Source organism: Sporosarcina sp. P29 (assembly GCF_002743265.1).
In the GTDB taxonomy this organism is placed as follows: Bacteria; Bacillota; Bacilli; order Bacillales_A; family Planococcaceae; genus Sporosarcina.
Genome location: NZ_PDYX01000009.1, coordinates 48,478 through 61,672, shown reverse-complemented (window position 1 = coordinate 61,672; position 13,195 = coordinate 48,478). Strand labels below are relative to the sequence as shown.

Sequence of the window (13,195 nt, the reverse complement as noted above, 5' to 3'; positions counted from 1 at the left end):
TAAGCCTATATATTTAATTAATACTACTTTTAAGCAGTAGTCTTTGCTTTTTTCATTAAAAGTATTTATAATAAAATGAACGATGAAAACTATATTTGTTTTTTAAGTTTTACTTGATATGTATAAAGATAGGGGTACGATAAATGAAAGCACGTATTATGAAAGCTTTCCTCGAAGAAATTCATGAGAAAAGTATGAAGTTCACAATGGATGATCTAGCGAAAAGACTGGGCATCAGTAAACGAACGTTATACGAAAATTTTTCTTCAAAAACGGAAATTTTAGATGCGATTATTGACTCGACATTACAAGAGTTTGATGAAAAAACCGATATCATCATGAAAGACACTGAACTACAACTTGTAGATAAGATCAAGAAAGTCATTACAGTTATCCCAAAGTATAATGATTTTTATAACTGGCAAATCCTCGATCAGATGAAAAAAACACATCCCGTACAATGGGAACGCGTCCACTCTGCACTTCATGAATGGGATGAACTGCGCGAATTAATTGAACAAGGTATTCATGAAGGTATTATTGCCGATCAAAATGTAGAGTTACTAATGAAATTGATTATAGATGCAACGAACTCCACTCTTGATCGAAAGTTTTTCTACGAAAATCGCATGACCGTAACCGAAGCACTGGATTCTATTGTGGACATCCTGTTGTTTGGATTTATTAAGAAAAGTGACGACTAAAAAACTAATAAAACACTAAAAGTTTTTCTGTTTTACAAAATATGAAAGCGAGATGGAATTATGAGCCTCCACGCATGTGAGGTAACGAATGAAAATTGGCAAGATGTTGCCTATTTATCCGTACACGAAAACCAAAAGAACTTTATTGAAAGCAATTCATTTTCACTAGCACAATCTCAATTTGAACCAGAATGGAAATCCATTGGATTATATGATGGAGAAGAATTAGTCGGCTATGCGATGCATGGACGTGAAGCAGATGGCAATGTATGGCTTGATCGTTTTATGATAGATCAGCATCATCAAGGTAAAGGTTATGCCAGCAGATTTCTTAAACTCCTACTTACCAGAATGGAAGAAAAGTATCAATGCGACAAGATATATTTAAGTATTTATCCAAGTAATAAAGCCGCACAGCATTTATACGAAAAATTCGGTTTTAAGTTAAATGGAAAAATTGATGATGTAGGTGAATTCCCTTGCCTCATCATGGAACTTGATCTTCAAAGGAGTCCTTTGCAATGAATTCATCTTCACCCAAATTCAATCAATTGGATACTGAGCCAGTAGGACGTATCTTTTTACGTTACCTAATACCTTCAACTGTCGGTATGTTACTAATGGCAATCAATATTGTGGCGGACGGCATCATGGTTGGTAATCGATTGGGTGCAGAAGCATTAGCGGGAGTCGGAATTTCGGCTCCCGTTTATACTATCTTTTTTGCTATTTCTTTATGGATTGGTATAGGTGCCGCCACAAAATACTCCATGGCGATGGGTGCCAAAGATATTCAGAAGGCTCGTTCGATTTTCACACATGCGATTCTTTCTATATTCTTTTTCACCATTATACTAGGCTTGACCGCCTTTATTTTTAGGGATCCGCTAGCGTACGCACTAGGAGCGAATACGACCACTTTCCCTTATGTATCGGAATACTTATTTGTGATTTTACTGTTTGGCTTTATCTTTACTGTAGAGAACACATTTAGTATTTTCGTACGGAACGACGGAGCACCAAATCTTTCAATGGCGGGGCTAATTGTGACTTCTGTCGTGAACATCATCTTGAATTATGTGTTCTTATTCATTTTAGATTACGGCGTTGCCGGTGCTGCAATTGCTACAATTATCGCTTCTTTTTTGGGCATGCTAGTACTGGTCACCCATTTCTTTAAGAAGAATAATAACTTGAAACTGATTCGTTTAAAGTTCAATAAAAAGTTGTTTTTAGCAATCCTATTTGTCGGATTCCCGAGCTTTCTATCTGAGTTAGGGATTTCTTTCTTTACCATTACACATAATATTGCGTTTGAACGGATGGCTGGTACAGAAGGTGTTGCAGCATTCTCTATTTTGAACTATGTGCACAGTGTCATGCTAATGCTATTCTTAGGAATGGGTGGTGCAATTCAGCCACTGATCAGTTATTATCAAGGCTCTGGCAACCGAGAAAGAATGAAGGAAACCGTAAAAAAGGCCACCCTTACTGTAGTCATCGCAGGTGCTGTGTTTTTCCTCGTTGGCCAGTTTGCAGCGGGCCCTATTGTATCGATTTTCGGAGACTTCCCACAAGCCGTCAGAGATTTGGCCACTACCGGAATTAATTTATTCTTCATTGCTTATTTATTCACAGGTACAAACTTCGTGATGATGACGTATTATCAGTCAGTCGGCAATGTACGGATGGCCACTTGGATCACCGCTTCTCGCGAAATTATCATTATGTTGATTTTCTTGATGATCTTACCACGCTTCTTTGGGCTAAATGGTATTTGGCTATCTATCCCTGCGTCTGAGTTTATTGTATTTGTTGGAGTATATTTATATCAACGAAACGCGACTCGTCATTCGCTGAGTGGGTAACATGATTACAGACAAAAGTTATAGTGCAGATCCTATATGGATACTGCGCTATTTTGTTCCTTTCATAAATAATAGTGATATACTGAAAGAGCAACTGAATATCGTGTTAGAGATAGGTGCGTTTATTTTTCTTAAACGCTTAAAAGGGAAATCGGTGAAAAACCGATGCTGTCCCGCAACTGTGAGTTGGAGTATAATTCGTTACCACTGTTTCACCGCAAGGGAAATGGGAAGGTGAATTATACGTTGAAGACGAGCCAGGAGACCTGCCTAGATCAGTACACACCAATACCCTACGCGGATAGGAGGTGTCAAGTGCGGCTTATGAACAATCATACACAAGCCGACGTACGAAAAAACGGGATCAGGACATTCAATAGGTGGCTTCGATACAGCTTCTATCGATCCACTATATATGAATATCCGACTGAACCGTTTAATTCGTCATGGCTTCCCACTTAACATCCTTCCAGGTATTTACCGGACGGATGTTTTTTCATGTCAACGAACCAATACAAAACACGATGAGGAGAATGAACTATGCACAATCAAACAATTGATGACTTTACAAACTTATTAAAGGATACACTGATGTCGGATCGAGTAAGCACTCACTCTACCCCCCTTCCCATACTAGTAAAAGATGTAAAGAAACAAATATCCGAAGATTCCACTAATAACTCTGCAGAAAAAGCTAGACAATTGGCTAATTTAGATAAAGCATATCAAATCGTAGTAGCTGAATTAGTAGGTAGTAACTAATTTATAGTAAAACACCCCTGACTTTGATTTGTGTCAGGGGTGTTCTTGTGTTATAGAGATTCTTTAATGACACGCTTATAATTCAATACGGAAAGCAAACCAAATATAGAATAAAGTGCTGTGTAGATGAACATCACAATAATCGTTGGTGTCAGCATTTCAGTACCAAATAAGAACCAGCCGGATTTCACAGCAAAATAGCTGTGAAAAAGACCGACGATTAATGGAATACCGAAGTTAAATAGCTGTTTTCGTTGAACCCCTTTAAGTAAATCTGTCTGTGTAAAGCCGAGTTTACGAAGAATGGTGTAGTTGGATTTTTCATCTTCACTTTCATCCATCTGTTTAAAGTATAGTATGCACCCAGACGTTACAAGGAAAGCGAGGCCAAGGAACCCGACGATGAACATGATCATGCCCGCAGCTTGCATTTGTTCAATTCTTTCTTCAACCTTCGATTCATGCCCTGCCCAGTCGTTTATCCCCAATTCATTAAATAATTCATTTGCTTTTTCCACATCATTTTCATTGTCAATATCCACCCCATGATACTCTGTAAATTCGGATGTAATAGAAGGATCTTTGTCTTTATTCATTACCTGGAATACTTGATCATCCACTACCGCGACAACGAAAGCATAGGTCACACGCGTTGGGAGAACTGCTACCCTTTCCGTCCCTTTTAGTGTCAGATCATACAAATGCTCTTTACCTTGAAATTCGACTTGCTGATTCTCTTGGAATTTCATGAAGTTTTCCGTCAAACTATCGGAGTTGACGAAGAGCACTTCCTTTTCTGCTACGTCTATCTCCGACAATCCTTCATCACTAATGACGATCATTTCTGTATCGGTATAACTCACATCTGGACTATCCCCAACCGGAATAGATAGAACTCTCGATAAATCAACAGGTGTAGTCAATAGATCAATAGCTGTCTCTGTAAAGGCGATGCCTTTACTTTCAAGTGCCTGTGTAAACTCCATTGCACGTGTTTTATCAGGAATGGTAAAGTCAGCAGGAATAGTTCGCTCTACTGATTTCTCTACTGAATAATACGAGATATAACTTAACGAAAGTAATGCTATAGATAGCGCAGATAAAGATGTAATAATCATTAATAGAAAAGAATTCGATTTCATTCGAAACATAATCGAAGAGAGCGATAGTACGTCGTTAACGTTCAAATATCCTCCTTTACGATTACGAATCAGGTTAAAGATAAAGCTGACCGATCCTTTATAAAATAAATACGTTCCTACAATCACGGAAGCGAGTATGACAATCATCACTAGAAATAGCTGATTCACGAGGAACACACTACTAAATAATCGGGCTGATAAATAATAACCAACTATTATGAGGAGAATACCGAACACACCGATGACCGCTTGAAATACTGTCATCTTTTTCACTCGTTGCTGCGTCACAGTAGTCACACGGAACAAAGACAATATACTTTGTCGTTTAATAAATATCGCATTCATAATCAAAATCAATACAAAGATTGCCGCAAATACGACCAATGTCTGAAATAATGCCTCTGAAGAGAAACGCAAAGTCGCAACATCCATTACACCAGTGACCTTAAATAGAATCAGCATGAGTAATCGGGACATTGAAAACCCTAAAAATATCCCTACAACGAGAGAACCGATGTATAACACAAAATTCTCGACACTTAAAATACGAAAAACAGTTCCTTTCGTCATCCCGATCAATTGGAATAATCCAATTTCCTTACTGCGGCGTTTAATGAATAGATTGTTAGCATATAGCAAAAATACAGATACGATAACAATCAAAAAAACTGAACCTGATTTAATTGCTGCAGCACCTTTCACTCCTCCAGTTGCTTCGTCCAATGCTGGATCAAACTGCAAAGTTACGAATGAAAAGTACAAGCCTACGCTAAAAACCAGAGCAAAGATATACACATAATAATGCTTTAGATTTTTCTTGATATTGCGGAAGATTAACTGGTTAAGCGTCATATTGCACACCACCCAGAACACCTTGTGTTTTGATAATATCATTGAAAAATTCGTTTCGTGTTTGGGCTCCTTTATTCAGTTGCGTATAAATTTGTCCGTCTTTGATAAACACGACACGCTCACTAAAGCTTGCGGCAAGTGGGTCATGAGTGACCATCACAATAGAGGCATTTCGCTTCGTGTTGAGATCACTTAGTTTGTTTAACAAATCAGATGCCGCCTTTGAATCAAGAGCGCCTGTTGGTTCATCCGCAAAAATGATGCTTGGATCATGAATAAATGCTCGGGCAGCAGATGTCCTTTGCTTTTGTCCACCTGATATTTCGTTCGGATATTTCGTAGCAATTTCTGAAATCCCTAATTCTTCTGCCACAGCAAGAAACTTTTCATTGGCTAGTTTTCTAGAAACTTTCTGCACCGATAAGGGAAGCAGTATGTTTTCTTTTACTGTTAACGTATCGAGTAGGTTATAGTCCTGAAAGATAAAGCCTAGATGCCGTTTTCGAAATTCGGCCATTTGCTTTTCTTTCATGTCGTTGAGGTTCTGCCCTTCTATACTGATTGTTCCCTGGCTAACGCGATCAATGGATGAAAGAACGTTCAGCAGAGTCGTTTTCCCCGAACCCGATGCTCCCATGATACTAACGAATTCACCTTTTTCTACTTCAAGATCTAACGCACGTAATACTTCCTGTTTATTGAATTTATTGCCGTATGTTTTATAGATTTTCGTTGCTTGTAAAATAACCATATTTATCACTCCTTGTTTATTCTATTTTAATCAATGTACGGATTTTTCTCCTGCCTTTAATATGACAAGTAGAAAAAGCATGTGACGATACTGTCACATGCTTTTACAAACGCGCTATACGAATCATTTCGTTTTCTTTTGCAAAGATCAAAGAGAACCGCGTAGTTTCTCCTACTGTTGACTCTACTTTAATCGTAATCAAGAGAGATTCCGCAACTTGTTTTGCTAAGTACAGTCCCATTCCTGTGGCAGAATGATTTTGATGGTTTGTTGTTCCAGTAAAGCCTTTATCGAAAACACGTGATAAGTCCCTTAAAGCGATGCCCTGCCCAAAATCTTCGATCGTTAACGTGGTGATACCATCCTTGCTAGCACTCCCGATACGTATGTCCGAATCCTCACTATATTTCACTGCATTCGTCAGCAATTGCCTTAGAATGAAGCCGAGCCACTTTGCATCGGACAGCACGTCTACTGTTTCCAATGATACATCAAAACCGATTCGCTTTTGCATACACCATTGCTTTAATGATTTTATCTCCTGAAATAGCAACTTCTGCACATCTGTCTTTTCGATATATAAATCATTCTGGATGAACGGGATACGCTTTTGATGTAGTTGCTGGTCGAGTAACAAATGGATGCGAAGCCACTCATACATCAACTGTGAGCGTAGCGCAGGATCTTCGGTGCGTTCGATCATTAATTGTAGCGTCGTCAGTGGTGTTTTCACTTCATGTATCCAATTTAACATGTCATCTTTCTCTTGCTCTAAACTAATTTGTAATTCATCCAATTGATTTTTAAACACTTGAATTTGATTGGAAACTCTTTCGGAAGTAATAGCTTCGAAAGGACTGTTAGCTTCAGGTATTGCAGTTAGATCGAATGATGGTTCTAACGATTCTAAGTGTTTATAATACCTCGTTTCTTTTCCATAACGCATGACTATAAATATAATGAAAGATAAACAGGAAATGAATACTATATAGACCGTAGACAAAAATGGAACACTTGTGTCTAAGTAACCCATTGCTAGCACGAGCAATTGCAAGAAGATGAAGAACACGATCCAACTAACACGTTCTCTTATAAATTTCCGGATCATAATTGCTTTTCCTTCGCCATATACCCTTGCCCTACTTTTGTTTCAATGACATCTACCAAGCCGATCTCTGCGATCCGTTTACGTAAACGATTGACATTGACTGTCAGCGTATTATCGCTGACAAAACGTTCATCATCCCAAAGACTTGTAATGATTTCTTCCCTTGATACAATTTCATTCTTTCTTTCTATTAATATTTTTAAAATATATATCTCATTCTTCGTCAACTCAATAGTTCCGTTCTCATTGGTAAGCGTACCTTTCACAAAATCGACAGTTGTATCACACCAAGTTTTTATTTCTAACACTTGATCGGTATTGTAATTATAGACACGCCGTAAGATAGCTTGGACCTTTGCGATCAGTACATCGAAATGAAATGGCTTTTGAACGAAATCATCAGCTCCGAGTTGCATCGACATCACCATATCAGTCGGGTGATCCCGTGAAGATAGAAAGATAATCGGGACATTCGAATGCGTTCGAATCATCCGACACCAATGAAATCCATCGAATTTCGGCAATTGGATATCGATGATTACAAGATCTGGCTTGATTTCCGTAAATTCTTGCACTACATTTGCAAAATCCTCAATTCCGGCCACTGAGTAAGACCATTGCGTTAAACGTTCTTTTATTTCCTCAAATAATGTTTGATCATCTTCGATTAGCATAATTGTAAACAATGAACTCACCACACTTTTCTTGATTGCTATTAGTTTATCCTATAAACAGTCAGATTCAAAACAGCGCGTAAGTGAAAGTAGATTCACTTGCGCGCTGTTTTGATTTCTATTTTAAATAAAATAACCCACCATTCACAACATCCACCGTAATCCGTGGCTTAAAACGTTCTTCCATTGCCCGCTTTTCCATCTCATAACACTCAGGTTTCGGTTCCTGCCCTTCATAGAAATAATCTAATACCGCCTGGTCTTTCCTCCATCTCTTTTCTGCTTCCTCCACCCATGTTAGATCTTCACCTTCAATCACTTTTGTGATCACAGCATCCAATCGATCAAGCGCGCGGACAGGTGTAATGATAAAAGGTAAATGAAATACTTGTTCAGACGATTGGTCGGATAAATCTCGCATGCCAATAGTTTCCTGGAACTCTTTTACGACTGCCCCTGTCATCAAATTGATACCTATTGAATATAAGATCTCCTTCGTTTGATGACTGGTGAATGACACTTTATAATTGACACCAACCCATGGTGTCAGAATCTGCTGCTCGTTGTTAGCCCCTACACGCTCATACAGTTTTACAAACTGTCCCATTTCTTTCGTTACTTGAAATAATTGATGCAATCGCGGGGACCCAAGATGGATTACTTCCCCCTTCATCCCATTTTGCAGTTGCTTCATATCTGTAATTAACGTAAGCTGCGCGGGATTCGGTATCTCATTAACACTTTCTATATACCTCCAATAAAAAGGTCGGTTCATGATTCTTTTATCCATATCAATTGTTAGTTGCACGGTTAGATAATGTTCATTTCCATGAAGTATTTCACAGTCATTCTCCGTAAAGAATCTGTGAAGGTACGTATGGATCTCAGTCGAATGCATAAATTCTCCTCCTTCACACAGACCGTTCTTTCATTTCCAAAATATCATCTAGTTCCCCTACTACTTGTTCAAATGTCTCAATCTTTCCTTGCAACACTTTCATCACATGGTCATCAATCGTCTCTTTCACAGCTAAATTATAAATCTGTACATCGTGCTCCTGCCCTAATCGATGCACACGACCAATCCGCTGTTCCAACTTCATCGGATTCCACGGAAGATCGTAATTGATGACGTGATGGCAGAATTGAAGGTTGATTCCCTCTGCTCCGGACTCTGTCGCAATTAGTACTTGCGCTTGTTGCTTGAATAAATGCTTAATCCATTCCCGGCTACTTTTGCTTAACTTTCCGTTAAAAATGACATTTGATATACCATTCGCATACAGATAATCACTTAAATACAGCTGTGTCATCCGATACTCAGTAAAAATAATTACCTTGTCATTCGCTTGTAAAATCAGTTCTGTTGCCTTTTTAGCTTTTGAATGAATCGATAATTTCTCTAGTTGTTCAATGACCTTTTCCACATGTGTGATTTCTTCTACTTGCTTACATTCTGGCAATAACTTCATCAATGTACCGATTGTCGCCTCGGGGCTGCTGCACATTTCTCTTTGTAATGTCATCGTGGAAAAAGCATCTGAAAATACCGGGGATATTTCTTTCAGATTGGATACAGCAGTGTAGGCTTGTCTTTCATAGTCCGTGAATGTGATAGGAACCGTATGAACTTTCCGTGTGGACCATTCCACACCCGTGTCCTGTCGTCTGTTACGTACCATAACTTGGCTGACTAGTTCCTTCAAATAACTATCTCGTTCTTCATCACGGTTTTTTGCAGAGAACACGGAAGAAAACTCTTCATAGTTTCCTAAATGACCTTGTTTAAGTAGCGTCACTAAATAAAACAATTCAAACGTATCATTTTGAATCGGTGTGGCTGTAAGCAATAAACAAAATTTCTTCTTCAAACTTTGTACGAACTCATAACTAATCGTCTGATGATTTTTTAATTTATGCGCTTCATCTACAATAATTAAATCATAATCTTGTGCAAAGATTTTTTCCTTATGTGGACTGCGTTTGGCAGTATCCATACTCATTACTACTACATCCACATAATCGAGCGCATAATTCTTTTTGTACAACAGCGCAGGGATGTGGAATTTCGTGTACAATTCTTCCACCCATTGATTGACGAGAGAGGCGGGTACTAGTATCAGTACTTTTTTCACAAGTCCTCTGAGCAAGTATTCTTTAATGATTAGACCTGCTTCAATGGTTTTCCCAAGCCCTACCTCATCCGCTAAAATCGCTTTACCGTTCATCTGTTCAATTACTCGTTCAGCTGCTTTTATTTGATGGGGTAACGGTTTAACGTTCGGTAAGTAAGCAAGTGACTGCAATCCAGTAAAATCAGTAATTAAGTTATTTTTCGTGATGTCATAGCTCATGCTATACAGCACGGAATTATTCCATGGTTCATGGTTTTCAAGTCGTTGAATAAACCCTTCCTTCCAAGAAGACGATCTTTCAATTAGCATTCCAATCACCTCAACTAGCTTGTATGTTTTGATTAGAATACCCAAAAAAGATCATATTATGATAAACAAAAAAGACCCTTCGCAATTGAAGGGTTTAGGTATTGCATTTAGTAGGTTTCAAAAGCGATAAAGCTTCCTTCGTCATCAAAATCAGTTACATGAATTACACGGTCTGAGAATGATTCAGCGACGGCCGTATCTTTCCCTATTGCTAAGGTCAGTACATTGAATTCCCTTTGTTTTTTCTTATCGTTGAATTCGGTTAGGAAACTCTCGCTAATTTCATCTTCTCCATCACTAACGAAAATGACATCTGCATGTTTGAAAGTACTGTCTTCTATTACTTCGAGGGCTCCTTGCAGTGACAGTGTAAAGTCTGTTCCCCCACCCAAATACGTTCTAGCTAGTCGCGCAAGTTCATTTGAAGTGATTTTGCCTTTACGAAATACTTCTTTTTGAATGGTCGTAGAAAATAATAGAACGCATAGATCTCGGCGTTGTTTTTTTGCGATTGATAGAAGTGCCAAGATGAACCCTTTTGACTGGGTATCAAGCAGCTTCATACTTCCAGATTGGTCAAGGCAAAAAACAATCGGACCTTTGCCAAGATTTTCTCGCTTCTTCTGTTCAAACTGCATCGTGTTTCCTTCCGCAAAGCGGCGCAAAAAATCCTTTTTCGTCGAGTCATTTGAATAGAGTCCTAATTCTATCGGCAAGAGGCGTTCCATTTCGTTTCCAATTGTTACGCCACGCCTCTCGATCGCTTCCACATAGCTCGTCTTCTGTTTTTCACGTGCTACTTCTTGAAAACGACCAGCCCACTCTGCAATTTCTTGCATTTTAGGATCCATCGCTACTTGATCCGCCACTGCAAGTTGTTCACGCAATGGAACTTTCTTCAACTCTGCGTCTCCTTTACCTGCACTGCTCCCACCCATCAGAGAAATCAGGCTGTCTTTTACTTTGATCGACTCTTCCACCGCTTCATCGATCGCTTGCAAAAATCGTTCGCCATTCGTTTCAAGTGTGAATTCTAGCTGATCGTTTAACTTGTCCGTAGCCTCGGCTAGTTGCTGGACAGGTCCTTCTTCTAGTTCCTCTTGTTGTTCATCCAACCGCTCAATCGGCACGTCTTCTTGTAGCGCTTCTACCGCTTCCATACACTTCAGCAACTCTTCATCTAAAGCTTTTGCTTCAGCTAACCATAGATTGATCTTCTCAACCATTTTCACGGTACACACAGTCGCGGCCAGATCGTCCAAACGAGTAAAGTTTCTATATTCTTCAAAGTTTTCATCTTTCATTAGCTTTTCTACAATGGTCTTGTTCGGTTTTAAGGCTGGATCTATTCGCTCTACTATAATTCTTGGTTTCATTTTATATAGTGATGCCCAAACATCGCCAAGCAACGCTTCTATAGTTGGCAATTGCCCTTCTTCCCTAACCTTTTGTAAACCATCTGACATCTCGAACAGTTCTTTAAAACGTCTTTTATCAAATGCATCTGTATTCAGTACGGAGCGATGATCTCTAATTATCTTACTTCTTTTCATCGAATATCACTCCTTTTACATTCTAAAAAAGACTCCATGTTGCTCGCCATTTTCATCTTTCTTTTCATTCGTATCACTATAGTAAGCAGTATCCATTCGACTACTTTCCACTTCATTCTTTAAGGTCATAATTACTTTTTGGACATGATCCACTTCAGCAGATCGACTACTATTTTGCTCTTTTAAATCATTTAATTCCTTCGATAATACAGTGATTTTCTGGACCGCTTCCATGCCTGCTTCTGTTGACTGATCACGTACTGCCGAATCATAGATTTCATTCGCTTCATTTTCAATTGTAGAAAGCCTTTGTGCTACACCATCTTGTGAATGTCTACGGACAATCGTGCACACAGTTTCTTTTTGATCCAACGTCTCCCACAGTGCATTTTCAAGAATCACCATATCATCTGTCTGAACCGATTCTCTTTGATAGAGTAAAGCTCTCGCCTGCAAGATGCCCAAAGATTGCTTGAATCGACGATCAGAAGGTTGAATTCCTTCGTCTTGAAGTTCTCTTCGAATGGTAGACAATGTCTCATATACCTCATCCGGAATATGCACCTTATTAGTCATAATTTGAAGTTGCACTAAGTCGTCCAAATGCATCGTTGGAATTTCAACATGTTCGCCTTCATCCTTCATCATCGATACAAAGTTTGATTCATCCGCGATGAAATTAATTTCGAATCGTAATAAGAATCGGTCAAATAAAGCTTCAAGCCCTTCTCCTTCTTCGGGATATTCATTTGAAGCACCAATGACCGACATTAATGGTGCTTTTATGGGTTGTCCATCATTATAAAATAGTCTTTCGTTAATTAAAGTCAATAAACTGTTTAATATTGCAGAGTTTGCTTTAAAAATTTCATCCAAAAACACCAAATGTGCTTCTGGCATTTTAGTAGCGGTATTGCGCTTATATACACCTTCTTCTAAGTCTTTTAGCGACAGCGGTCCGAATACTTCTTCGGGGGTACTGAATCTTGTCAGCAACCATTGAAAATACGACGTGCCATTAACAATTTTCGCAAGTTCTACGGATAAAGCAGATTTGGCGGTCCCAGCTGGCCCTATCATTAACATATGTTGTTTAGAAAGGAGGGCTACTAATATTCCTTCTACTTCGTTTTCACGTTCAAAGAACTTGGCATTCAATGCTTTTTTTATATCATGCAACTTTTTTATATTCGTATCCATATAGACATCCCCTCAATTAATAATAACGAATCATTGTTCTTTTTATATAACAGTGTGACTGTAATATGAAGATTTTAACCGCCTAGACGTAATTCTTTCATTGTTCATGTAATAACGAACCTTCTATTTCCGTCTAA

Annotated in this window: 12 protein-coding genes and 1 riboswitch; of the genes, 4 read left to right on the top strand and 8 right to left on the bottom strand. The window is 38.7% G+C overall.

Features of this window, described 5'->3' with window-relative positions; all coding sequences use genetic code 11:
- Positions 1 to 143 precede the first annotated feature (143 nt).
- From CSV68_RS09710 to CSV68_RS09695, 4 genes are all read left to right on the top strand, one after another.
- Positions 144 to 704, top strand: a complete 561-nt coding sequence (locus tag CSV68_RS09710; protein ID WP_099634343.1) for a TetR/AcrR family transcriptional regulator — start codon at positions 144 to 146, stop codon at positions 702 to 704.
- 60 nt (positions 705 to 764) lie between these two features.
- Entirely contained in the window at positions 765 to 1,229 is a 465-nt protein-coding gene (locus CSV68_RS09705; RefSeq protein WP_099634342.1) for a GNAT family N-acetyltransferase, read from the top strand.
- A complete protein-coding gene (locus CSV68_RS09700; RefSeq protein ID WP_099662020.1) occupies positions 1,226 to 2,572 on the top strand; it encodes an MATE family efflux transporter in 1,347 nt (448 codons plus the stop codon). The genes CSV68_RS09705 and CSV68_RS09700 overlap by 4 nt, the downstream gene beginning before the upstream one ends.
- Before the next feature lie 97 nt (positions 2,573 to 2,669).
- Positions 2,670 to 2,860: riboswitch (cobalamin riboswitch) on the top strand.
- A 252-nt stretch (positions 2,861 to 3,112) separates the two neighbouring features.
- A complete protein-coding gene (locus CSV68_RS09695; RefSeq protein WP_099634340.1) occupies positions 3,113 to 3,334 on the top strand; it encodes a hypothetical protein in 222 nt (73 codons plus the stop codon).
- Positions 3,335 to 3,384: 50 nt separating this feature from the next.
- Here the strand turns inward: CSV68_RS09695 and CSV68_RS09690 are convergent, their stop codons facing one another.
- From CSV68_RS09690 to CSV68_RS09655, 8 genes are all read right to left on the bottom strand, one after another.
- Entirely contained in the window at positions 3,385 to 5,328 is a 1,944-nt protein-coding gene (locus tag CSV68_RS09690; RefSeq protein ID WP_099662019.1) for an ABC transporter permease, read from the bottom strand.
- Positions 5,318 to 6,079 (bottom strand): ABC transporter ATP-binding protein, encoded by a 762-nt coding sequence (locus CSV68_RS09685; protein ID WP_099662018.1) that lies wholly within the window; start codon positions 6,077 to 6,079, stop codon positions 5,318 to 5,320. The genes CSV68_RS09690 and CSV68_RS09685 overlap by 11 nt, the downstream gene beginning before the upstream one ends.
- Before the next feature lie 103 nt (positions 6,080 to 6,182).
- A complete protein-coding gene (locus CSV68_RS09680; protein ID WP_099662017.1) occupies positions 6,183 to 7,187 on the bottom strand; it encodes a sensor histidine kinase in 1,005 nt (334 codons plus the stop codon).
- Positions 7,184 to 7,873 (bottom strand): response regulator transcription factor, encoded by a 690-nt coding sequence (locus CSV68_RS09675; protein ID WP_099662045.1) that lies wholly within the window; start codon positions 7,871 to 7,873, stop codon positions 7,184 to 7,186. Before CSV68_RS09675 ends, CSV68_RS09680 begins: the two co-directional genes overlap by 4 nt.
- Before the next feature lie 106 nt (positions 7,874 to 7,979).
- Positions 7,980 to 8,759 (bottom strand): YqhG family protein, encoded by a 780-nt coding sequence (locus CSV68_RS09670; protein ID WP_099634336.1) that lies wholly within the window; start codon positions 8,757 to 8,759, stop codon positions 7,980 to 7,982.
- Between the two features lie 13 nt (positions 8,760 to 8,772).
- Positions 8,773 to 10,305, bottom strand: a complete 1,533-nt coding sequence (locus CSV68_RS09665) for a DEAD/DEAH box helicase (protein WP_099634335.1) — start codon at positions 10,303 to 10,305, stop codon at positions 8,773 to 8,775.
- Positions 10,306 to 10,412: 107 nt separating this feature from the next.
- On the bottom strand, positions 10,413 to 11,858 hold the full coding sequence (locus CSV68_RS09660) for a vWA domain-containing protein (protein ID WP_099662016.1): 1,446 nt from the start codon (positions 11,856 to 11,858) through the stop codon (positions 10,413 to 10,415).
- Positions 11,859 to 11,873: 15 nt separating this feature from the next.
- On the bottom strand, positions 11,874 to 13,058 hold the full coding sequence (locus CSV68_RS09655) for an AAA family ATPase (protein WP_099634333.1): 1,185 nt from the start codon (positions 13,056 to 13,058) through the stop codon (positions 11,874 to 11,876).
- Between the last annotated feature and the right edge of the window lie 137 nt (positions 13,059 to 13,195).

Excerpts from the sequence above, each read along its gene's own strand:
- CSV68_RS09710 (WP_099634343.1), top strand. The coding sequence starts at position 144 with ATGAAAGCACGTATTATGAAAGCTTTCCTCGAAGAAATTCATGAGAAA.
- CSV68_RS09705 (WP_099634342.1), top strand. The coding sequence starts at position 765 with ATGAGCCTCCACGCATGTGAGGTAACGAATGAAAATTGGCAAGATGTT.
- CSV68_RS09700 (WP_099662020.1), top strand. The coding sequence starts at position 1,226 with ATGAATTCATCTTCACCCAAATTCAATCAATTGGATACTGAGCCAGTA.
- CSV68_RS09695 (WP_099634340.1), top strand. The coding sequence starts at position 3,113 with ATGCACAATCAAACAATTGATGACTTTACAAACTTATTAAAGGATACA.
- CSV68_RS09690 (WP_099662019.1), bottom strand. The coding sequence starts at position 5,328 with ATGACGCTTAACCAGTTAATCTTCCGCAATATCAAGAAAAATCTAAAG.
- CSV68_RS09685 (WP_099662018.1), bottom strand. The coding sequence starts at position 6,079 with ATGGTTATTTTACAAGCAACGAAAATCTATAAAACATACGGCAATAAA.
- CSV68_RS09680 (WP_099662017.1), bottom strand. The coding sequence starts at position 7,187 with ATGATCCGGAAATTTATAAGAGAACGTGTTAGTTGGATCGTGTTCTTC.
- CSV68_RS09670 (WP_099634336.1), bottom strand. The coding sequence starts at position 8,759 with ATGCATTCGACTGAGATCCATACGTACCTTCACAGATTCTTTACGGAG.
- CSV68_RS09665 (WP_099634335.1), bottom strand. The coding sequence starts at position 10,305 with ATGCTAATTGAAAGATCGTCTTCTTGGAAGGAAGGGTTTATTCAACGA.
- CSV68_RS09660 (WP_099662016.1), bottom strand. The coding sequence starts at position 11,858 with ATGAAAAGAAGTAAGATAATTAGAGATCATCGCTCCGTACTGAATACA.
- CSV68_RS09655 (WP_099634333.1), bottom strand. The coding sequence starts at position 13,058 with ATGGATACGAATATAAAAAAGTTGCATGATATAAAAAAAGCATTGAAT.